General features: G+C 69.9%; 21 protein-coding genes. 12 read left to right on the forward strand and 9 right to left on the reverse strand.

Going from position 1 to position 19,866, the window contains the following annotated elements:
- Position 1: 1 nt before the first annotated feature.
- Positions 2 to 565 carry an NADPH-dependent FMN reductase gene (locus tag ACGFNP_RS07205; RefSeq protein WP_393315813.1) on the reverse strand — a complete coding sequence of 188 codons (564 nt, stop codon included), beginning with the start codon at positions 563 to 565 and terminating at the stop codon, positions 2 to 4.
- 119 nt (positions 566 to 684) lie between these two features.
- Here ACGFNP_RS07205 and ACGFNP_RS07210 point away from each other — a divergent pair, with 119 nt between their 5' ends.
- Positions 685 to 1,653 carry an aldo/keto reductase gene (locus ACGFNP_RS07210; RefSeq protein WP_358326317.1) on the forward strand — a complete coding sequence of 323 codons (969 nt, stop codon included), beginning with the start codon at positions 685 to 687 and terminating at the stop codon, positions 1,651 to 1,653.
- Between the two features lie 56 nt (positions 1,654 to 1,709).
- On the opposite strand, the gene ACGFNP_RS07215 is transcribed toward ACGFNP_RS07210, so the two are convergent.
- The gene (locus tag ACGFNP_RS07215; RefSeq protein ID WP_358327077.1) at positions 1,710 to 2,636 is read right to left on the reverse strand and encodes an acyl-ACP desaturase; all 927 of its coding nucleotides are present in this window, start codon (positions 2,634 to 2,636) and stop codon (positions 1,710 to 1,712) included.
- 75 nt (positions 2,637 to 2,711) lie between these two features.
- On the opposite strand from ACGFNP_RS07215, the gene ACGFNP_RS07220 reads away from it, so the two are divergent.
- Positions 2,712 to 3,179, forward strand: coding sequence for an NUDIX hydrolase (locus ACGFNP_RS07220; protein WP_358326314.1), 468 nt, complete (start codon positions 2,712 to 2,714; stop codon positions 3,177 to 3,179).
- Here ACGFNP_RS07220 and ACGFNP_RS07225 read toward each other — a convergent pair.
- Together ACGFNP_RS07225 and ACGFNP_RS07230 are read right to left on the reverse strand one after the other, a co-directional pair.
- The gene (locus tag ACGFNP_RS07225; RefSeq protein ID WP_393315817.1) at positions 3,142 to 3,765 is read right to left on the reverse strand and encodes a hypothetical protein; all 624 of its coding nucleotides are present in this window, start codon (positions 3,763 to 3,765) and stop codon (positions 3,142 to 3,144) included. The two genes, ACGFNP_RS07220 and ACGFNP_RS07225, sit on opposite strands and share 38 nt — an antisense overlap.
- Positions 3,766 to 3,807: 42 nt before the next feature.
- Entirely contained in the window at positions 3,808 to 4,596 is a 789-nt protein-coding gene (locus ACGFNP_RS07230; protein ID WP_358326309.1) for an HAD-IIA family hydrolase, read from the reverse strand.
- 53 nt (positions 4,597 to 4,649) lie between these two features.
- Between ACGFNP_RS07230 and ACGFNP_RS07235 the strand changes: the two genes are divergently transcribed.
- From ACGFNP_RS07235 to ACGFNP_RS07270, 8 genes are all read left to right on the forward strand, one after another.
- Positions 4,650 to 5,840, forward strand: coding sequence for a M20 family metallopeptidase (locus ACGFNP_RS07235; protein ID WP_393315820.1), 1,191 nt, complete (start codon positions 4,650 to 4,652; stop codon positions 5,838 to 5,840).
- A gap of 162 nt (positions 5,841 to 6,002) precedes the next feature.
- Positions 6,003 to 6,965, forward strand: coding sequence for a zinc-binding alcohol dehydrogenase family protein (locus ACGFNP_RS07240; protein ID WP_358326303.1), 963 nt, complete (start codon positions 6,003 to 6,005; stop codon positions 6,963 to 6,965).
- 151 nt (positions 6,966 to 7,116) lie between these two features.
- Positions 7,117 to 8,940, forward strand: a complete 1,824-nt coding sequence (locus tag ACGFNP_RS07245; RefSeq protein WP_393315823.1) for an ABC transporter substrate-binding protein — start codon at positions 7,117 to 7,119, stop codon at positions 8,938 to 8,940.
- 4 nt (positions 8,941 to 8,944) lie between these two features.
- Positions 8,945 to 9,952, forward strand: a complete 1,008-nt coding sequence (locus ACGFNP_RS07250; protein ID WP_358326297.1) for an ABC transporter permease — start codon at positions 8,945 to 8,947, stop codon at positions 9,950 to 9,952.
- A complete protein-coding gene (locus tag ACGFNP_RS07255; RefSeq protein WP_393315826.1) occupies positions 9,949 to 10,857 on the forward strand; it encodes an ABC transporter permease in 909 nt (302 codons plus the stop codon). The genes ACGFNP_RS07250 and ACGFNP_RS07255 overlap by 4 nt, the downstream gene beginning before the upstream one ends.
- Positions 10,858 to 10,859: 2 nt before the next feature.
- Complete coding sequence (locus ACGFNP_RS07260) at positions 10,860 to 11,849, forward strand: ABC transporter ATP-binding protein (RefSeq protein ID WP_393315829.1); 990 nt, start codon at positions 10,860 to 10,862, stop codon at positions 11,847 to 11,849.
- Positions 11,846 to 12,856: an ABC transporter ATP-binding protein gene (locus tag ACGFNP_RS07265; RefSeq protein ID WP_358326287.1), complete on the forward strand. Its 1,011-nt coding sequence runs from the start codon at positions 11,846 to 11,848 to the stop codon at positions 12,854 to 12,856. Before ACGFNP_RS07260 ends, ACGFNP_RS07265 begins: the two co-directional genes overlap by 4 nt.
- Positions 12,857 to 12,860: 4 nt before the next feature.
- Positions 12,861 to 13,745 (forward strand): GNAT family N-acetyltransferase, encoded by an 885-nt coding sequence (locus tag ACGFNP_RS07270; protein ID WP_393315833.1) that lies wholly within the window; start codon positions 12,861 to 12,863, stop codon positions 13,743 to 13,745.
- Positions 13,746 to 13,747: 2 nt separating this feature from the next.
- Here ACGFNP_RS07270 and ACGFNP_RS07275 read toward each other — a convergent pair whose 3' ends face one another.
- Positions 13,748 to 14,860 (reverse strand): exo-beta-N-acetylmuramidase NamZ domain-containing protein, encoded by a 1,113-nt coding sequence (locus ACGFNP_RS07275; protein WP_393315836.1) that lies wholly within the window; start codon positions 14,858 to 14,860, stop codon positions 13,748 to 13,750.
- Positions 14,861 to 14,917: 57 nt separating this feature from the next.
- Here ACGFNP_RS07275 and murQ point away from each other — a divergent pair, with 57 nt between their 5' ends.
- Positions 14,918 to 15,817 carry an N-acetylmuramic acid 6-phosphate etherase gene (gene murQ / locus ACGFNP_RS07280; RefSeq protein ID WP_358326278.1) on the forward strand — a complete coding sequence of 300 codons (900 nt, stop codon included), beginning with the start codon at positions 14,918 to 14,920 and terminating at the stop codon, positions 15,815 to 15,817.
- A 119-nt stretch (positions 15,818 to 15,936) separates the two neighbouring features.
- Positions 15,937 to 17,055 (forward strand): serine hydrolase domain-containing protein, encoded by a 1,119-nt coding sequence (locus ACGFNP_RS07285; protein ID WP_393315839.1) that lies wholly within the window; start codon positions 15,937 to 15,939, stop codon positions 17,053 to 17,055.
- A 124-nt stretch (positions 17,056 to 17,179) separates the two neighbouring features.
- Here ACGFNP_RS07285 and ACGFNP_RS07290 read toward each other — a convergent pair whose 3' ends face one another.
- The 4 genes from ACGFNP_RS07290 to ACGFNP_RS07305 are packed head-to-tail and all read right to left on the reverse strand — an operon-like array spanning position 17,180 to position 19,815.
- Positions 17,180 to 18,505: a cytochrome P450 gene (locus tag ACGFNP_RS07290; RefSeq protein ID WP_393315842.1), complete on the reverse strand. Its 1,326-nt coding sequence runs from the start codon at positions 18,503 to 18,505 to the stop codon at positions 17,180 to 17,182.
- Positions 18,502 to 19,080 carry an ATP/GTP-binding protein gene (locus ACGFNP_RS07295; protein WP_358326271.1) on the reverse strand — a complete coding sequence of 193 codons (579 nt, stop codon included), beginning with the start codon at positions 19,078 to 19,080 and terminating at the stop codon, positions 18,502 to 18,504. The genes ACGFNP_RS07290 and ACGFNP_RS07295 overlap by 4 nt, the downstream gene beginning before the upstream one ends.
- Positions 19,061 to 19,411, reverse strand: a complete 351-nt coding sequence (locus ACGFNP_RS07300; RefSeq protein WP_358326268.1) for a DUF742 domain-containing protein — start codon at positions 19,409 to 19,411, stop codon at positions 19,061 to 19,063. The genes ACGFNP_RS07295 and ACGFNP_RS07300 overlap by 20 nt, the downstream gene beginning before the upstream one ends.
- Positions 19,408 to 19,815, reverse strand: coding sequence for a roadblock/LC7 domain-containing protein (locus tag ACGFNP_RS07305; RefSeq protein WP_393315846.1), 408 nt, complete (start codon positions 19,813 to 19,815; stop codon positions 19,408 to 19,410). The genes ACGFNP_RS07300 and ACGFNP_RS07305 overlap by 4 nt, the downstream gene beginning before the upstream one ends.
- Between the last annotated feature and the right edge of the window lie 51 nt (positions 19,816 to 19,866).

Here is a 19,866-nt window from a genome sequence, read left to right on the forward strand (position 1 = left end):
ACTACGCCGAACGACCCGTCAGGACGAGCTGGGCCGAGAACACCGGCTGTGCGGCGAGCGGCACAGGGCAGAGCTGGCCGACGATCTCCCGTACCTGATCACGCAGGTAGAGGGCCGTCAGACGGCCCTGGTCGTCGAAATGCGGGCAGGTGGGCGAGAGCACCAGTTCGCTGCCCATCACGACCGCGCCCGCCCCGGTGAGCTCCTTGAACAGCTCGGCCTGCGCCCACATGGCGCCGCAGGCGCGCACGCTCGCGCTCATCACGGCGACGCGCTTGCCGGCCAGGCGCCCGCCGGTCGCCATCCAGCGCAGCGCGTGGCCCAGCTCAGCCGGGAGCAGGCTGTGCTCGGGCGCGGTGAGCAGCACCGCGTCGCACTCGCCGACCTTGCGGAGCAGGCCTGCCACCTGCTCGGGTACGGGGCCGAGCGCGTAGGGCGGGACCGCGCCGAGTCCCCGCCAGCACTCCAGGCGCACCCCCCTGGGCAGCTCCCTGCCCGTTGCCTCCAGCAATTTGTTGATAAACGATCCCGCGTGGAGGCTCGCGGCGATCCCGAAGATTTTCACCCTTCACTCCTAGAGATGTTGATGTGTTGCCCGTAGTCGGGAACCTTCCCGATGTCAGGGATGTCCAAGACCATCTCAGAGTCAAGGGGAAGCACTGGCTTTGCCGGATGATGATCCCCATGGAATACACACGCGTGGGCAGCTCGGGTCTGAAGGTGTCGCGGATCGGCCTGGGCATGATGAGCTATGGCGATCCTGCGGACGTGCCCTGGTTCCTGCCCGAGGAGGCCGCAGAGCCGATCGTGCGCCGGGCGGTGGACGGCGGGGTGACCTTCTTCGACACCGCCGACATGTACTCCGGCGGCGTCAGTGAGGAGATCACCGGCAGCCTGCTGCGCAGGCTCTTCGACCGTCGCGACGACTACGTGCTGGCGACCAAGGTCGGCTTCCCCATGGGCGAGGGAGCCAACGAGCGGGGGTTGTCGCGCAAGCACATCCTGGACTCGATCGACGCCTCGCTGCGCCGGTTGGGCACCGACCACGTGGACCTGTACCAGATCCACCGCTGGGACGACGAGACGCCCGTCGAGGAGACCATGCGGGCGCTGCACGACGTGGTCAAGGCGGGCAAGGCCCGCTACATCGGCGCCTCCCTCATGTACGGCTGGCAGCTGGCCAAGGCGCAGCACGCGGCGAAGTCGGCGGGTCTGACCAGGTTCGTGGCGATGCAGACCCGCTACAACCTCGCCTACCGGGAGGAGGAGCGCGAGGTGCTCCCCTACTGCGCCGACCAGGGCCTGGGCGTGCTGCCGTACAGTCCGCTCGCCCGCGGTCTGCTGGCCGGAGGGGAGGGGCGGGCCACCACCAGGGCGGCCCACGAGGACCGGACGCCCGAGGACGAGGGGATCGTGGCGGCCCTGCGGGCCGTCGCCGGGGAGCGTGGCGTGCCGCCCGCGCAGGTGGCGCTGGCCTGGCTGCTCGGCAAGGGGCCCGGAAACGGCGCCGTCGCCGCGCCGATCGTGGGTGCGACGCGCCCCGGCCACCTGGACGACGCGCTCGCCGCCGTGGACCTCGTCCTCACCGCTGAGGAGGTGGCCCGCCTGGAGGCGCCGTACCGGCCGCGCGAGCCTTTCGGCTACGGCTGGTGATCACCCCGCGCACGATCATCGCGCGGCGGCGCGCGCCTCACGGGCGACGTGCACAGTCATCGCGCGGCGGCGCGCGCCTTGCGCTCGGCCCTGCGCTCGACGAACCTGGCCGCCGTCGTCTCGGTCTTGGCCAGGAACGCGGCCAGTTCCTCGCGGGCCTGCTCGCCACCCGCGTCGAGGCCGGTCTTGTCGAACACGGCCCACTGCTTCAGCACCGGCATGAGCACGTCGTCGAGGTGCAGGCGCAGGTCGTAGATGCCCTCGTGGGCGATGATCATGGCCTTGCGGGTGAAGCCCTCGATGCTGGAGCCGGGCATCTGGAAGGTTTTGACGACGTCGGTCACGGCGCGCATGGTCTGGTTGGGGTCCAGCTCGAAGGCGGCCTTGAGCAGGTTGCGGTAGAAGAGCATGTGCAGGTTCTCGTCGGCGGCGATCCTGGCCAGCAGCCGCTCGCAGCCCTCGTCGCCGGAGGCGCGGCCGGTGTTGCGGTGCGCGATGCGGGTGGCCAGCTCCTGGAAGGAGACGTAGGCGAGCTGCTGGAGCATGGTGCCGTACTCAGTGACGTAGCCCGCCTCCATGTGCCTCATGCGGGCGCGCTCCAGCGCGACCGGGTCGACCGCGCGGGTGACGGTGAGGTAGTCGCGGATCGCGGTGCCGTGCCGGTCCTCCTCGGCGGTCCAGCGCTGCACCCAGGTGCCCCAGGCGCCGTCACGGCCGAACGTCGTGGCGATCTCGTGGTGGTAGCTGGGCAGGTTGTCCTCGGTGAGGAGGTTGACGATGAGCGAGATCCGGGCGGGCTCGGGGAGTTTCGAGTCGCTGTCCTGCCAGGCCTCGCCGCCGTAGATGCCGTCGAAGTCACGGCCCTGGCTCCACGGAACGTACTCGTGCGGGAACCATTCCTTCGCCATCGCGTTGTGGCGGTCAAGCTCCCCGGCGACCACGGGCTCGAGCTCGTGCAGCAGTTCCGTCTGAGTCATCGCCATCAAGATCGTCTCCCTGTAGTTACGGTACCGTAAGTTAGGCTACCCGAAGGTCACGGCGCCAAATAAGGTGACCTTATGCGACCAAGTGTCCGGGGCGTCCTACTCGATCACGACGAGCGACTGATGATCTTCCGGCGGACGGTGCCGGGCCGCCAGGTCTACTGGTCGGTGCCCGGCGGCCACGTCGAGCCGCAGGACGCGACCCTGGAGCACACGCTGCACAGGGAGCTGCTGGAGGAGCTGGGCGCGACCGTCTCGAGCGTGACGCCACTGACCACGGTCACCTATCCGTGGCAGGGCGGGATCAAGACCCAGCACGTGTACGGCTGCCGACTGGTCGCCCTGGATCCGGCCCTGCGCCACGGGCCCGAGCTCGAGGACCCCTCGCGCGGCGAGTACGAGGTCGTGCGGTTACCGCTGCGCGAGACGGAGATCACCTCCCGGCACGTCGTCCCCGAGGCCGTGGCCGCCTACCTGTCGCGCAACATCAGCGCGCTGCCGCGCCTCATCGGCGATCCTCGATCTCCCACAGATGGTCGATGACGTGCCAGGCCGTCCGCCGCATGGCGTAGGCGGGCGGCCAGCCGGTGGTCTGCGGCGGCTGCCAGGGGCGTGACAGCACCTCGGCGAGCTCCTCGCGCATCGCGTCACGGTCTTCCCGGCTCTTGTACGGCTTGTGCCTTACGTCCACCTTCCTGGCGTAGGCGCGCTCGGCGTTCGCGACGTGCTCCACGACCTTCGACAGGTCGCGCCCGCCGCCCCGCGGCCCCTTGCGCAGGTCCTCCGGCGACTCGGCGGCGACCTCGTCGAACAGCTCCCAGGCGGCGCGCAGCAGCGCCACCCAGCGGCCCGCGGTCTCGGCGTCGATCGGCGCCTGGTCCAGCTCGGGGATCGCGAACGGCGCGCCGAAGTCGGTCATGTCGCTGCCCGGCTCACGGGCGACCACGACGGGATCACCCGGCTCGAACCGGAGCCCGGCCCGCCCGGCGATCACCCGGTAGCGCGGCACGTACTCCATGAGCAGGTCGATGGCCGCCTCCTCGCCCTTGGCCACGCGGCACCAGCCGGGCCACTCCAGCGAACAGGCGAAGACCTTCTTCGGGCCGACCTCCAGGTAGATGCGCGTCATGCGGACCACCTTCCCAGGCGTACCTGTCAACCGGCGTCAGGTTCAGATCAGCTCGATGAGATCCGCCACCGAGTCGACGACCAGCGACGGCCGGTAGGGGAAGCGGTCGATCTGGTCGCGCTGGGTCACGCCGGTGAGCACTAGGATGGTGTAGAGCCCGGCCTCCATCCCGCACACGATGTCGGTGTCCATCCGGTCGCCGATCATCGCGGTGGTCTCGCTGTGGGCCTCGATCTCGTTGAGCGCGCTGCGCATCATCCGCGGGTTGGGCTTGCCGACGAAGTAGGGGTCGACGGAGGTGGCCTTGGTGATCATCGCGGCGACCGCGCCGCAGGCGGGCAGCGAGCCCTCGGTGGACGGGCCGACCGGGTCGGGGTTCGTGGCGATGAAGCGGGCGCCGCCCTCGATGAGGCGGATGGCCCGGGTGATCTGCGTGAAACTGTAGGTGCGGGTCTCGCCGAGCACCACGTAGTCGGGGTCGAGGTCGGTCAGCACGTAGCCGACCTCGTGCAGCGCGGTGGTCAGCCCGGCCTCGCCGATCACGTAGGCGGAGCCGCCCGGCCGCTGGTCGTGCAGGAACTGGGCGGTGGCCAGCGCCGAGGTCCAGATCGACTCGGCGGGCACCTCGAGGCCGGCGGCGGCCAGCCGTACAGAGAGGTCGCGCTGGGTGTAGATGGAGTTGTTCGTCAGCACCCGGAATTTCTTGCCGGACTCGCTGAGCTTTTTGATGAACACGTCGGCGCCCGGGACCGGCCTGCCCTCGTGCACGAGCACGCCGTCCATGTCGGAAAGCCAGGAATCGATCCGTTTACGCTGAGTCACCCGGCCCATCGTACAGAGTGTCCTATATCGACTTCCTGACCGGCACATGAAGAATGTTCTTCATGTCGTTCACTGAATCCGCGCGGGACATGCGGGACGAGCTCGTCCGGCTGCGCCACTCGCTGCACACCACTCCGGAGATCGGCCTCACGCTGCCGCGTACCCAGGAGAAGGTCCTCACGGCGCTCGACGGGCTGCCCCTGGAGATCACCACCGGAAAGGCGCTCAGCTCGATCACCGCCGTGCTCAGGGGCGGCCGGCCGGGCCCCGCCGTACTCCTGCGCGGTGACATGGACGCGCTGCCGGTCGCCGAACGCAACGACCTGCCCTACCGCTCGCAGATCGACGGGCAGATGCACGCGTGCGGCCACGACCTGCACACCACCATGCTCGCGGGCGCCGCGCACCTGCTCAGCGCGCGGCGCGAGGAGCTGGCCGGGGACGTCATCTTCATGTTCCAACCGGGCGAGGAGGGCCACGACGGCGCCAAGCACATGATCGAGGAGGGCGTGCTGGACGCGGCGGGCGCGCGGCCCGTGGCGGCGTACGGCCTGCACGTGGTCTCGTCGATGCTGCCCCAGGGCCTGTTCGCCTCCCGGCCCGGGCCGCTCATGGCCGCGGCCGACGTGTTCGAGGTGACGGTCAAGGGGCGCGGCGGCCACGGCTCCAGCCCGCACCGCGCGCTCGACCCGATCCAGGCGGGCTGCGAGATGGTGGCGTCGCTGCAGTCGATGGTGACCAGGACGTTCGACGTGTTCGACCCGGTGGTGGTCACGGTCGGATCCTTCCACGGGGGCACGACCGACAATGTGATCCCGGACGAGGCGCGCTTCGAGGCGACGCTGCGCACGTTCTCGCCGGCCAACCGGACGCTGGCGAAACGGCGGCTGGTGGAGGTGGTCGAGGGGGTCGCGGCCGCGCACGGGCTGTCGGTCGAGGCGTCGTTCGGGATGGGGTATCCGGTCACCGTGAACGATCCCACCGAGGCGGAGTTCGTCTCCAGGACGGCGGAGGAGCTGTTCGGGCCCGGGCGGTTCCTCGTGACGCCGCAGCCGGTGATGGGGTCGGAGGACTTCTCGTACGTGCTGGAGAACGTCCCGGGGGCGTTCGCCTTCTTGGGGGCCTGCCCGCCGGACCGTGATCCGGCGATCGCGCCGTACAACCACTCTCCCGAGGCGCAGTTCGACGACTCCGTCCTGCCGGACGGCGCCGCCCTGTATGCCTCCCTCGCGCTGTCCCGGCTGGCGTCCTGACTCCGGGGCCGTCCCATTCTTTACGGCCCGATTCTTTTTACGGCCAGCATGGGCCGGCCCCACCCACCGACCGTGGCGGGGCCCTGTCCAGGGGAACGCTCCTCAGGTGGGATGAGTTAGGCGCCGTGACGTGCGCGTTGCCGACCGTCTGAGGAGGTCTCGATGAAGGCGTGGATTCCGGACCCGGCCCGGCTGCTGGTCATGGTGGACAAGCCCGTGCCGGAGCCGGGGATGGGTGAGGTGCTCGTCCAGGTCGAGGCCTGTGGCGTGTGCCGGACCGACCTGCACCTGATCGAAGGGGACCTGGCGCCCCGGCACCCGGGGATCTCGCCCGGCCATCAGGTCGTCGGGCGGGTGGTCAGCGGCGACGGGGACGTCGGCGGGCGGGTCGGGGTCGCCTGGCTCCGGTGGACCTGCGGCGCCTGCCGGTACTGCCTGGCGGGTAAAGAGAATCTTTGCCCTTCGTCCGCCTACACCGGGTGGGATGCCGACGGTGGTTACGCTGAGTATCTGACCGTGCCCGCCGCATACGTCTATCCCCTGCCCGAAGAACTGCCCGCCGAGACGCTGGCGCCCCTGCTGTGCGCGGGGATCGTGGGCTATCGGGCGCTGCTGCGAGCCGAGGTGCCGGAGGGCGGGCGGCTCGGGGTCTACGGGTTCGGCGCGTCCGCCCACCTGACCGCCCAGGCGGCGATCGCCCATGGGGCCGTCGTACACGTGGTGACCAGGTCAGCCGCCGCCAGGGAGCTGGCTCTGCGACTGGGCGCGGCGTCCGCCGGAGACCGGCCGCCCGAGCCGCTGGACGCGGCGATTCTGTTCGCGCCCGTAGGCGATCTGGTGCCCACCGCGCTGGAGGCGCTCGACCGGGGCGGCACCTTGGCCGTGGCCGGGATCCACCTCACCGACATCCCCTCGCTGAACTACCAGCGCCACCTCTTCCAGGAGCGGACGCTACGGAGCGTGACCGCCAACACCCGGGCCGACGGACGGGCCTATCTCGACCTGGCACTCGGGCATCCGCCTCACGTGACAACGGCGCCCTACACCTTCGACAGGGCCGACGTCGCACTCCGCCGGCTGGCAGACGGGCAGGTCAACGGGGCTGCGGTACTTATGCTGGGTTGATGGCGCCGAGCTACACCAAGAAGCCTATGAAGAAAAATTACATTAGCCTCACAACATCTGGAGATTATTGACGTGACCTGTGCGTGACCGTAGGGTCCGGGCTAATCCCCCGCGATCCTCAACAGGTCCGAGACATCCCCCGGAGCGGTACATGAAGCGACTAGCAGCGGTAGTAGCGTTGCTGGGCCTGGCCACTGCCACAGCGTGCAGCAGTGGCTCCACCAACAAGTCCAGCTCGGGCGGTGGTGGCGGGCTCTTCACCACAATCGACGTCAACAGGCCGGGCCTCGATGCGAGTGCGCCGGCGAACCCGTACAACCCGAAGGGCAACTCCTTCTCGGGCTTCAACGCGATGCGCATCGCGTGGGTGAAGAACCACTTGACGGATCCCAACCAGGCTCTGCCCGGCATCGCCGCGAGCTGGGAGATCGCCCCGGACAACTCGTCCATCACGCTGAAGCTTCAGCCCAACGCCAAGTGGTCGGACGGCAAGCCGGTCACCGCCGAGGACGTCAAGATGTCCATCGGCATCGCCTACACGCAGGGCAGCACGGCCTTCTCGGTCACGCCCGGCGCGGCCGGCGCCGCCGCCGAGGTCACCGTCGTGGACCCGCAGACGCTGAAGATCACGCAGGACATGGCCAACCCCAGTCCGAAGTTCGCCCGCGGCGTGCTCGACACGGCGGTCCTGCCCGCCCACGTCTGGAGCAGCGTCCTTCCCGCGGACTTCTGGGACAAGCTCAAGGCCGCCCGCGGCGAGGGCGCGGATGCCGAGAAGGCCCGCGCGGAGATCACCACCCTGGGCCAGAAGGTGCTCACCTTCGCGCCGCCCAAGGACGTCTCCGCGGGCCCGTTCGTGCTGGAGCGGGTCAACCCCGGCGAGGCACTGCTGGTCAAGAACAAGAACTTCTACAACGCCGCCAATGTGGCTCCGGCTCAGGTGAAGTTCCTCAACTACACCGGCAACGAGCAGATCTGGAACTACCTCACCGCCGGCAAGCTCGACGCCTCCGGGTTCGTCGCCGCTCCCACGGACGTGATGAACCGGATCAAGGCGGCCCCGGGCAGCGAGGTCATCAAGGGCTATTCGCCGGTGGCCGTGAGCATGGCCTTCAACCAGTCCAAGAAGCCGTACGACAACGTGCACGTGCGCCGGGGCCTGGCCTACCTCATCGACCGCGACCAGGTCACCAAGGTCGCCTCGCCCGAGGGCGGCACGCCGGCCATCACCACCACCGGCATCCACCAGAAGGCCGCGCAGGCCTGGATCCCCGACACGCTGCCGAAGCTCGAGCCGTACAGGCCGGACGTGGCCAAGGCCGAGGCGGAGTTCAAGGACGCCGGTCTGACGAAGAAGGACGGCAAGTGGATGCTGGCCGACGGCAAGGCGTGGAAGGTCTCCATGCACGCGCCGGCGGGCTTCTCCGACTGGCTCTCGGCGCAGGAGAACATCAAGAGCCAGCTCATCAAGGCCGGGATCGACGCGGAGGTCGTGACCACCACGGACTACCCGCTCTACCTCGAGGAACTGTCAGCGGGCAAGTACGACGTGGGCTTCTGGCTCATGGCGCTCGGCCCCGCGCCGTATGACATCTTCCAGCGCCTCTACGGGGCCTCCAACGGCTGGACCAACGTCGCGGGCAAGATCGAGCACTCCCCGGCGGGCAAGAACGGCAACTGGATGGGCGACCCCGAGCAGATCGAGGTCGACGGCGCCAAGATCAACCCGGGCGAGCTGACCGGCAAGCTCAACTCCGCCACCGAGGACCAGGCCAAGCCGATCATGGCGCAGCTCGCGACGGCGGCCAACCAGGACCTGCCGGTCATCCAGCTCTGGGACTACGTCAACAACCAGTTCGTCAACAACAGCCGATTCACCGGCTGGCCACACGACGACGAGATCCTGCGCCTCGGTACCGGCGTGCTCGCTTCCGGTGTGTGGATCCAGCTCGGCATGGTCAAGTCGAAGCAGTAAATTTATGATGATCATCATCCGGCGACTCGCGGGCCACCTGGCCCGCGGGTTCGTCATGATCCTGGTAGTCGCCACGATCAGCTTCTTCATCATCAACAACATCCCGGGCGACCCCATGGCCGCCCGTTACGAGAAGCTGATCGAGGGGGGCATGGCGCCCGAGGCGGCCGCGCAGGCCGTCAAGGTGCTGTACGGGTTCCAGCCGACGGGCACGCTCTGGCAGCAGTACACCGACTTCATGGGCGGCCTGCTCCACCTCGACCTCGGCGTCTCCGTCAGCAGGCCGGGCACTCCCGTGCTCGACGTGCTGACCGAAGCGGCCAAGTGGACCGTTCTACCGGTACTGGTCGGCACCCTGCTCAGCTTCCTCGTCGGGGTCGTTCTCGGCGTGTACGCGGCGATCAAGCGCACGGGCAAGCTCGGCGACGCGCTGGCCATCTCCGGCTCGTTGCTGCACGGCATCCCGCAGTACGTGCTCGCGCTGCTGCTCGTGGTGATCTTCGCGACGCTCATCCCCATCCTGCCCGCGGACGGACCGGTGGACATCCTGTTCGATCCGGGCTTCAACGCCGGCTACATCGGCTCGCTCGTCGAGCACGCCGTGCTGCCGGTCGTCACGTACGCGCTGTCGGCCTACGGCGGCTGGGTCCTGGCGATGAAGTCCAGCGTGGTCACCGTGCTGGGCGACGACTTCATCCTGGCCGCCGAGCTACGGGGCATGAAGAAGTCGATCGTCTTCCGCTACATCGCGCGCAACGCGATCCTGCCGCTCTTCACGATCCTCGCCCTCTCCCTGGGGCTGCTCCTCGGTGGCGCCGTGTTCATCGAGAAGATCTTCAACTATCCGGGGCTGGGGCTGATGCTCATCGACAGCGTCAACGATCGCGACTACGCGCTGATGGGCGGCGCCTTCCTGCTGATCACCGCGTCGATCATCGTCGCGAACATCGTGGCCGACCTGTTCTACACGGTCATCGATCCACGGGTGCGGAGCGGAGAGGACGCGTCATGAGCGACACGCTGATCCCCGAGACCACGATGTCCACCTCCGCGACCATGCGCCGCAAATTCTGGCTCGGCGTCTGGCGGGTGATGAAGCGCAAGCCCAGCCGGATGGTCGGTGTGATCATCATCGTCGGCTTCGCCTTCATGGGCGCCTTCGGGCCGATGTTCTTCCCGGCCCAGTTGCCGGACAATCCCAACGCCATCACCCAGCCGCCGAGCTGGGCTCACTGGTTCGGCACCGACCCTCAGGGCCGGGACGTTCTCGCGCTGGTCATCACCGGCTCGCGCTACGTCCTGCTGAGCGCCGCGGTGACCGCGCTCATCACGGTCGTCTTCGGTACCTCGCTCGGCCTGTTCTCCGGGTTCAAGCGGGGCCGCTGGGACACCGTGCTCATGCGGATCACCGACATGAAGCTCACCATCCCCGGCCTGCCTCTGCTGCTGGTCCTGGCGACCGTCTGGAAGTTCGGCAGCCCGATCCAGATGGGCCTGGTGCTCGGCCTGCTGGGCTGGGGCGGCGTGGCGCGGGCCGTGCGCGCGCAGACCCTCTCCCTGCGTGAACGCGGCTTCATCGAGGCCGCGCGCGGCCTCGGCCTGTCCACCAAGCACATCATCAGCAAGGAACTGCTGCCCAGCATGGCGCCCTACATCGCGATGAACATGCTCATCGCGGTCACCGGCGCCGTCTACGCGCAGGTCGGCCTGTTCTTCCTCGGGGTCCTGCCCTATGAGTCGGACAACTGGGGTGTGATGCTCAATCTGGCCGTGTTCCAGGCAGGCGCCATGATCACCACGAACGCGCTCGGGTACCTGCTGGCGCCCCTGCTGGCGATCCTGCTGCTCACCCTCGGCATCGTGCTCGTGGTCGACGCCATGGACGAGATCTTCAACCCCCGGCTGCGTGAGGAGTAGCAGTGGCGGACCAAGCGCCGGGAGTGCGCATCGACGGCCTCACGGTCGTCTACAAGACACCGGCGGGCGAACTGCCCGCCGTACGCGACATCAGCCTGACCCTGGAACCCGGCACGATCACCGGCATCGTCGGCGAGTCGGGGTCCGGCAAGTCCACGCTGGCCCTGTCGCTGCTGAACGCGGTCCAGCCGCCCGGCCGGATCGCGGCGGGCAGTGTGGAGATCGACGGGCTCGGCGACGTGGTCGGGTTCGCGGGCGAGCAACTGCGCAAGGCCAGGGGCGCCCACATCGGGTACGTGTTCCAGGCCGCCCAGAACTCCCTGAACCCCCTCAAGACCGTCGGCAAGCAACTCCTCGACCTGGGCCGCTCCCACGGCGTCGAAGACCCGCGCGGCCTGGTCCGCGAGGCCAAGGAGCTGCTCGGCCGGATGGGCCTCGACGGGGCCCGGGTGCTGGACTCGCACCAGCACGAGCTGTCCGGCGGCATGCGGCAGCGGGTCGGCATCATGCTGGCGCTGGTGCTCAACGCGCACCTGGTCGTGCTGGACGAGCCGACGACCGCGCTCGACATGATCACCCAGGCGAACATCCTCAAGATCGTCCGCGAGGTGCACGCCGAACGCGGCCTGACCACCCTGGTGATCACGCACGACATCGGCGTGGTGGCCGAGGTGGCCGACCGGCTCGCGGTCATGTACGGCGGCCGGCTGGTCGAGCAGGGCCCCACCAGGCAGGTGCTGGGCTCGCCCCGCCACCCCTACACCAGGGGCCTGATCAGGGCCATCCCCCGGCTGGTCGGCGACATCGACGAGGCCCGGGCGCTGCCGGGACGCCCGCCGACGCTGGTGACGGTGCCGAAGGAGGGCTGCGTGTTCAGGGAGCGCTGCGAGCTGCGGATGGACGTCTGCGACACCGTCGACCCCTCGGTCGTGGCGGACGGAGCCAGGGTCGTGGCCTGCCACGCGGTGACGGTGAAGGAGCACGCTTCGTGATTACCGGAACGGGCATCACCAAGACGTTCAAGCAGCGGGGCAATGTCCTCGGCCGCAGAGAGGTCCCGGCGCTGCGCGGTGTGGACTTCACGATCGCCAAGGGCGGGTCCGCCTCGTTCATCGGCGAGTCGGGCTGCGGCAAGACCACGCTGGGACGCATCATCGCCGGGCTGGAGACGTACGACTCGGGTGAGATCGAGATCGACGGCACGCCCATGTCACCGCTCAAGCACAAGCACCGGCAGCCGCACTTCCGCAAGATCCAGATGATCCACCAGGACCCGTACTCCGCCCTGAACCCGACCCGGACGATCTACCAGACGCTCCAGGCGCCGCTGGCGCTGCGGGCCGGGCAGACCGGCCGGTCCAAGGGGTGGATCGACGAGCGGGCCGCCGAGGTGCTGTCGCTGGTCGGCCTCGATCCGGGAACGGTCCTGTCGCGCTACCCGCACCAGCTCTCGGGCGGCATGCGGCAGCGCGTCGTGATCGCCCGCGCGCTGACCGTCGATCCCGAGATGCTCGTCGCCGACGAGGCGGTCTCGATGATCGACGTGTCGCTTCGGCTCGGCATCCTGGCGCTGCTGAAGGACCTGCGCGAGCGGCTGGGGGTCAGCGTGCTGTTCATCACGCACGACGTGGCCACCGCGCGCTACATCGGCGGCGACGGCGAGCTGTACGTCATCTACCGTGGCCAGGTCGTGGAGCGGGGGCCGGTCGACACGATCATCGCCGACCCGGTGCATCCGTACACGCAGTCGCTGCTGTCGGCGATCCCCGTGCTGCACGGGCTGGAGCTGCCCGGTGAGGAGCCGGTGGTGCCGCTGGAGTCGCTCGCCGAGGGCCAGTCCGAGAGCGGGTGCCTGTTCGCGGCCCGGTGCCCGTTCCGCGGGGACGGGTGCGTGGACGAGCGGCCGCTGCTCCGGGTGACGGAGGGTGTTCCGCAGGAGCACGCCTGCTACTACCCGCAGCGGCGCAGCGTCATCGCCCGCCCGATGAGCGAGGTGTGAGCCCGTGCCCCAGGCCGGCGACGCCGTGACGCCTGTCCGCCGGGCGAGCGGCTCCGCGGAGTTGCGGGCGGCCGCGGAGGTGGCGTGGGCGGCGCTCACACTGGACCCGGGCGAGGGGCCCGCCCTCGTCGACCGGTTGGCGAACCCGCCCGCCGGTCGGCGCTGGACCGCCCTGGTGATCGATGGCGGGGTCGTCATGGCCTCGGTGTCCGGCAAGGATTCGGCCGTCGGACATGTCGACCTGCTGGCCGTACACCCCGAGGTACAGGGCCGGGGACACGGCCGGGAGCTGGTCCGCGCGGCCGAGGAGTGGCTGCGGTCGGCGGGCGTGACGCAGGCGCGCTTCGCCGGGAACCCGCCCTGCTACGCCTGGCCCGGCATCGACGTGCGCTACACCGCCGCCGCGTGCCTGGCGGAGAGCCTCGGCTACGAGCGCTACCACATGGCCTGGAACATGACCGCCGGCCTCGACACGGACCTGTCCGTGGACGACGACCTGGTACGGCTGGCCCAGCGGGGCGTACACGTCCACACGGCCGAGCAGGGACGCGAGCGGGTCGCCGCGTTCGTGCGTGAGCACTGGAACGAGAACTGGGCCTGGGAGGCCGTCAACGCCACCGGGCTGCACTACGCCGAGCGCGACGGCCGGATCCTGGGGTTCGCCGCCTGGGGGTCGCGCCCCGCCTGGTTCGGGCCGATGGGGACCGCGCCCGAGGCGCGCGCCCTCGGCGTGGGCGGCGTGCTGCTGCGCCGCTGCCTGGCCGACATGCGCGCCGCCGGGCAGTCCAGCGCCCAGATCAGCTGGGTCGGGCCGCTGCGGTTCTACTCGCGGGCCGTGGGCGCGCGGGCGGAACGCGTCTTCTGGCTCTACCGACGCGATCTGGCGTGATGTCACGCATAGAGCAGTCGTCCTTCGGGGTGGACGGGGTCGGGGCAAAGGGCGCGTGGGTCCTCCCCGGCGTCCAGGCACCGCGTGAGCGTGTCGGAGCCCCACAGGTGGTCCATGAACAGCTCGGGCCCCCACCAGGCGAGCTCGCCGGGGTAGAGCGTACGGGCCACGTGCAGCATCGACAGCCCGGTCAGCACCGGCCGGTACGCGACCCGGTCGTACACGTGCACCTGGACCCCGTGCACGGTCGCGCCCGCGTGCTTGTGGAACATCGGCGTGAACCACGTCTCCCTGAACCGCACCCCGGGCAGGCCGAGCGCGTTGAGCGCCGGCGCGAACCGGTCATCGACGTACGGCGCGCCGACCAGCTCGAACGGCCGGGTGGTGCCGCGCCCCTCGGAGAAGTTCGTGCCCTCGAACAGCCCGGTGCCCGGGTAGGCGTACGCGGTGTCGATGGTCGGCATGTTGACCGACGGCATCACCCAGGGCAGCCCGGTCTCGGCGAACGTCATGCCGCGCCACCAGCCGTCCATCCGCACCACCTCAAGGTCCAGGTCGAAGCCGAACAGCATGGCCAGTTCCCCCGCGGTCCTGCCGTGGCGCACCGGCAGCGGAAACCTGCCGACGAAGCTGGCGAACGCCGGGTCGAGCAGCGGCCCCTCCTCGACGGTCCCGCCGAGCGGGTTGGGCCGGTCCAGCACCACGAACCGCACGCCCAGCCGGCTCGCGGCGGCCATGAGGTCGTACATGGTCCAGATGTAGGTGTAGAAGCGGGTGCCCACGTCGGCGATGTCGAACACCAGCGTGTCCACGCCGGATCGCGCCACCACCTCGTCCAGCGCCGCGCCGGAGACCTTGTGCGTGTCGAAGACGGGCAGGCCGGTTCTGGCGTCGATCGTGTCGTGCTCACTGGCGTTCGCCTGAGCGGTGCCCCGCATGCCGTGCTCAGGGCCGAACAGCGCCGTCAACGGCACACCGGCCGCTCTGAGAGCGTCCGTCGTCGGGGTCAGATCAGGCAGTACGCCTGTGGGATTGGTGATCAGGCCCAGCCGGTCGCCACCCACCAGGGTGGGATCCGTGGCCAGCCGTTCAGCGCCGGTGCGTACGTTCGTCATTAACCCATTGTCTGAAAGATATTTACAAGAGAGAAGTAGAGGGTGGAAATTAGCGTCATGATCAATCCGCTCCCTGAGCCGCCCACCGAACAGAGCGATCCCCGCTACAGCCAGATCGACCGGCTGCCGACGGAGCAGGTCGCCCGGCTGATGAACCAGGCCGACGCCGCCGTGCCCGCCGCGGTCGCCGTCGTGATCCCGGCCATCTCCGCCGCCATCGACGCGATCGCCGCGCGCATGGCCGACGGCGGGCGGCTGCTGTACGTCGGCGCGGGTACGTCGGGGCGACTGGCCGTGCTCGACGCCTCCGAGTGCCCGCCCACGTTCGGCACCGATCCGTCGCTCGTCCAGGGTGTCATCGCGGGCGGACTCGACGCGCTCACCCGCTCCGTCGAGGGCGCGGAGGACGACGCCGAAGCGGGCGCCGCCTCGCTCACGGCGCTGGAGGTGGACGCGCTCGACTCGGTGGTGGGCGTGTCGGCCAGCGGGCGTGCGCCTTTCGTCCTCGGTGCGCTGGCGGAGGCCACCCGCCGGGGCGCGCTGACCGTCGGCCTTTCGTGCAACGACGGCGCGCCTCTGTCGGCCGCCGCCGAGCACGCGATCGAGGTGGTGGTGGGACCCGAGGTAGTGACCGGCTCCACCCGCCTGAAGGCGGGCACGGCCCAGAAGCTGGTGCTCAACATGATCTCCACCATCTCGATGATCCGGCTCGGCCGTACGTACGGGAACAAGATGGTCGAGATGTCGGCGATGAACAGCAAGCTGGCGGACCGGGCGCTCCGCATGGTGAGCGACATCACCGGCGCCGACCACGACACGGCGGAAAATGCGCTGGACGCGGCGAGCGGCCAGGTGAAGATAGCGGTGCTGATGATCCAGCACGGGCTCGACGCCGGTGGGGCGCGGGCTCTGCTCGAATCGCACGGCGAGCGGCTCAGCGACGCGCTGAGCAGCTGACCGCGCGGGGGTGCCCGCTCAGGAGTGACTGCGCGGGGGGTGACCGTGCGGGAGTGACTGAGCGAGGGTGACCGTGCGGGGGTGCCTGCACGGGGCTGTACTCACGGGGAGGCTGAACGATGTCCGACCGGTTGGAAGCGATCCTGGCGGACGGCGTGCCGCGCGTGTGCTCGGCGGCGGTGGCCCTGATCGCCGTGGACGGCTCCGTCGCGGCCTCGGCCGCGACGGGGGAGCTCGTCCGCTACGCCGACGCCGAGGGGACCCTGGCCGCCGATCGGCCGCCGGCCGGCCGGGACTCGGTCTTCGACCTGGCGTCGATCAGCAAGCTGTTCACCACGGCCGTGGTGCTGTCGCTGGTCGAAGAGGGCCGCCTGGACCTCGACGAGCCGGTGGCGGCCTGGCTGCAGGACAGCGACCCGCGAGTGACGCTGCGGCGCCTGCTCACCCACACGGCCGGTCTGCAGCCCACCCGCCGCATCGACCTCGAACTTCCCGACGCCGACCCGGCCACACGCATGGCGGCGATGATCGGCACTCCGGTCACCGGCCCGATCGGCGGTCCGTACCTCTACACCGACGTGGGCATGGTCATGGTGGGCCGCATCGCCGAGTTGGCGGGCGGCGCACCGCTGGACGCGCTGGTCGGCGACCGGGTCACGGGCGTGCTCGGCCTGGCGGACACCGGCTACCGGCCGGGGCCGGCGACCCTGCCCCGGGTCGCCGCCACCGAATGGAAACCGGAGCGCCAAGGGGCCACCGACGCGACGTCGGAACACCGGGAGACCGTCGCGGGCTGGACGCCCGAGCCGCAGGTGCCCGGTTGTGTGCGCGGCGAGGTGCACGACGAGACCGCGTACGGACTGGGTGGCGTGGCGGGGCACGCGGGCGTGTTCGCGACGGCGGACGACCTGCTGGCGTTCGGCGAGACGCTACGACTCGACGGCGGCGGGTTACTGCGCCCGGAGACCGCGGCCGAGATGCTCCGCGACCAGGGAGCGGAGGGCGCGGCGTTCCGGCATGGTCTCGGCGTACGGATCGGCGACCCGGCCATCGTGGGACCGCTGGGCGCCGCAGCCTTCGGCCATTCCGGGTTCACCGGCACCTCGCTGGTCGTCGATCCCGCGCGCGGGCTGACCGTGGTGCTGCTGACGAACGCCGTACACCCGGTACGCGGCCGCGACGGTATCCGCGGCCTGCGTCACGCGGTCGCCGCGGAGGCACTGCGGCTGGCGGGCTGAAGCGCCGATGCGGCAGCGCTCCGCGACCGTGGTGGCGCACCCGGCTCCGAGGTGGCGGTGGCGTCCATGATGGCCCGCATGTCGGCGGGCAGGTCGTGCCGGGTGACGGCTCAGGCCGGGAGTTCTAGGAGGACCAGGGCGCCGAGGTCACGTAGCTGGTGGAGCTCGGCGGGACGATCGGCGCCGAAGGGGCTGAGGACGACGGGGCATGCGGTGCCCAAGGGGAATCTCCTGGCTGATCGGGGCGGATAGGGGTGAAGCGCACCGGCAGGTGCGCCAGCGACCGGTGGAACGGGCCCGGCCGCCACGGCAGTTCCTCACGCGGCACGGTCAGTTCGAGGTCGCACAGGTGAGAGGTCAGCCGCTCGATCGCGGTCACGGCGATGAGCAGGGCCGGGTCGCTGGCCGGGCAGCGGTGCGGCCCGGCGCCGAAGCTCAGGTACGCGCCGCCGTCGGAGCGCAGTTCCTCAGGCACGTTGGTGGGCTCGGTGTTGGCCGCGGCGTAGGAGACGAGGACCAGCTCGTCCGGCTGGATCCAGGTGCCGTGGAAGTGCACGGGCTGGCGCACGAAGTACGGGCCGAAGTTCGCCATGGCGGGCTCGGCGCGCAGGGCCTCCATCACGGCGTCGTACGTGCTGAGCGCCCCGTTGGACAGGGAACTGTAGTAGCGGTCGTCACTGACCATCCGGGAGATCGCGTTGGAGATCAGGCTGGACGTGGGGTCGAAGCCCGCGGCCATGACGAGCACCACGGACTGCACCAGCTCGTCGCCCTCCAACCCGGCTGGATGGTCGATGAACCAGGAGGTCAGGTCGTCGCCCCGCTGGGCGTACTTGGCCTGGATCAGCTCGCCGATGTACTGGCTGAACGCGTCGCTGCCCCGTTTGCCCACCTCGCCGTCCGCCTCCATCATGTCCGACAGAGCCTTGCTCAAGGTGGCGCTGTCGGAGTCGGGGCGCCCGAAGAGCAGGTTGAAGACGCGCAGCGGGATGGGCCGGGCGAAGTCGGCGGCCAGGTCGGCCTCGCCCTTCGCGGCGAACTGGGCGATGAGCGAGTCGGCCACCTCGCTCACCATCTGGCGCAGCTTGTGCGGTTGGACCAGCGCGAAGCAGTCGGAGGCCACCTTCCGGTAGCGGGCGTGCTCGGCCCCGTCGGCGAACAGCGCGCTGGGCCGGTATCCGAGCATGGCGATCATTCCCGCGGCGTCGGGAGTGTCGGGGAGCTGGGCCTGCCAGGCGCTGGGATTCTTGCTCCAGACGCCGCCGGCGTTGGTGAGCACGTCCACGGCGGCCTGATAGCCGATCACCAGGTGGGCCCCGATGCCCGGGGAGATCTCCACGGGCGCGACCGCGCCGTGCTGCCGGCGCAGCTCCGCATAGATCGCCTGGGGGTCCCTGGCGTACTCGTCCCCATAAAGGCGCCCGGCGTCGGGCAGGTAGCGCAGGGTCATGACAGCACCAGCTCTCTGATGTGCTCCACCAGCGCGATCAGCGAGGCGCGGGCGGAGGCGGGGTCACGGGCGTCGCACACCACCAGCGGCGTGCTCGGGTCCAGGTCGAGCGCCTTGCGCACGGTTTCCAGCGGGTAATCCGGCGAGTCGGGGAAGTGGTTGACGGCCACCGCGTAGCGGATGCCGGCATTCTCCACCAGGTCGAGTACGGCGAAGCTGTCGTCGATGCGGCGGGTGTCGGCCAGCACCAGCACTCCCAGCGCGCCGCGGACCAGCTCCTTCCACAGGACCTGGAACCGGGTCTGTCCCGGCGCCCCGAACAGGTAGAGCACCACACCCGGCAGGGTGAGACGGCCGAAGTCGATCGCGGTGGTCGTGGTCGTCTTCTCGTTGACGCCGGTGAGGTCGTCGACCAGCGTGCCCGCCTGGGTGAGCACCTCCTCGGTGTTGAGGGGCTTGATCTCCGAGAGCGCGTCCACGATGGTCGTCTTGCCCACGCCGAACGGCCCTGCGATGACCAGTTTGACCGGGATGTGTTCGGTACTGATACGGCTGTCAGAGAGCGCGGAGGCCACTGAGCACCAACTCCAAGATCTCGATGTCGGGCAGGTCGGCGGCCGGCGGATCGCGGGTCAGCAGCGTTCCGCCGCCGACGAGCCCGGCGACCAGCAACCGCACCACGCAGTACGGCAGGCCCAGATGCGCGGCGCATTCGTACACCGACAACGGCCCGTCCCCCAGCAGGGCCAGCAGATGCGACCCCGGCGGGTCGAGCCCGTCGGTGGCGGCGTCGGGCACGATGGACACCAAGGTCGTGCGTTCGACGGTGATGTGGTCGGGCACGGTCAATCTCGCGGCGGCCATGTAGTCCGGGACGACCCGCCGCCGCTGCCGTCCGGAGGTCATGTCCGGACGCCTGGCACCCTGGCCGCGCTGGCCTCGTTCAGAGCCTTGATCAGCTTCTGCACCTGGAGCTGCACCTCGTAGGCCAGCGAGCCGATGTTGACCGCTCCGGTGGCCGCGACGACGATGGCGGCACGGTCGCCGGCCGGGGCGATGTAGTAGTAGCCGCTGCCGGCGGAGATGACGATGTCGACCACCTCGCTCTCGGCGCCGTCGCTGAGGCCGTCGCACAGGGCGCGGGCGGCCCCCAGGACGGAGCTCGTCATGGCGGCGGAGCGCTCGCCGGTCTCGGCGCTGACATCGGCCGAGCCGCCGAGGATGAGCCCGTCACGGCTCAGCACCACGCCGCGGACGACGCCGGGCAGTGCCAGCAAGGGCGACAGGACCCAGGACACGTCGAGGGACAACGGGCGGCCCCTGGTCTGAACACGACCGGAAGCACTGTGAGTGTCCATGGA

Source organism: Nonomuraea sp. NPDC049269 (assembly GCF_043197155.1).
GTDB lineage: Bacteria > Actinomycetota > Actinomycetes > Streptosporangiales > Streptosporangiaceae > Nonomuraea.

Coding starts and splice junctions, on each gene's coding strand:
- ACGFNP_RS07220 (WP_358326314.1), top strand. CDS start 2,712: ATGCGACCAAGTGTCCGGGGCGTCCTACTCGATCACGACGAGCGACTG.
- ACGFNP_RS07285 (WP_393315839.1), top strand. CDS start 15,937: ATGTCCGACCGGTTGGAAGCGATCCTGGCGGACGGCGTGCCGCGCGTG.
- ACGFNP_RS07300 (WP_358326268.1), bottom strand. CDS start 19,411: ATGACCTCCGGACGGCAGCGGCGGCGGGTCGTCCCGGACTACATGGCC.
- ACGFNP_RS07230 (WP_358326309.1), bottom strand. CDS start 4,596: ATGGGCCGGGTGACTCAGCGTAAACGGATCGATTCCTGGCTTTCCGAC.
- ACGFNP_RS07235 (WP_393315820.1), top strand. CDS start 4,650: ATGTCGTTCACTGAATCCGCGCGGGACATGCGGGACGAGCTCGTCCGG.
- ACGFNP_RS07290 (WP_393315842.1), bottom strand. CDS start 18,505: ATGACCCTGCGCTACCTGCCCGACGCCGGGCGCCTTTATGGGGACGAG.
- ACGFNP_RS07275 (WP_393315836.1), bottom strand. CDS start 14,860: ATGACGAACGTACGCACCGGCGCTGAACGGCTGGCCACGGATCCCACC.
- ACGFNP_RS07215 (WP_358327077.1), bottom strand. CDS start 2,636: ATGGCGATGACTCAGACGGAACTGCTGCACGAGCTCGAGCCCGTGGTC.
- ACGFNP_RS07255 (WP_393315826.1), top strand. CDS start 9,949: ATGAGCGACACGCTGATCCCCGAGACCACGATGTCCACCTCCGCGACC.
- ACGFNP_RS07240 (WP_358326303.1), top strand. CDS start 6,003: ATGAAGGCGTGGATTCCGGACCCGGCCCGGCTGCTGGTCATGGTGGAC.
- ACGFNP_RS07210 (WP_358326317.1), top strand. CDS start 685: ATGGAATACACACGCGTGGGCAGCTCGGGTCTGAAGGTGTCGCGGATC.
- murQ (WP_358326278.1), top strand. CDS start 14,918: ATGATCAATCCGCTCCCTGAGCCGCCCACCGAACAGAGCGATCCCCGC.
- ACGFNP_RS07250 (WP_358326297.1), top strand. CDS start 8,945: ATGATGATCATCATCCGGCGACTCGCGGGCCACCTGGCCCGCGGGTTC.
- ACGFNP_RS07245 (WP_393315823.1), top strand. CDS start 7,117: ATGAAGCGACTAGCAGCGGTAGTAGCGTTGCTGGGCCTGGCCACTGCC.
- ACGFNP_RS07225 (WP_393315817.1), bottom strand. CDS start 3,765: ATGACGCGCATCTACCTGGAGGTCGGCCCGAAGAAGGTCTTCGCCTGT.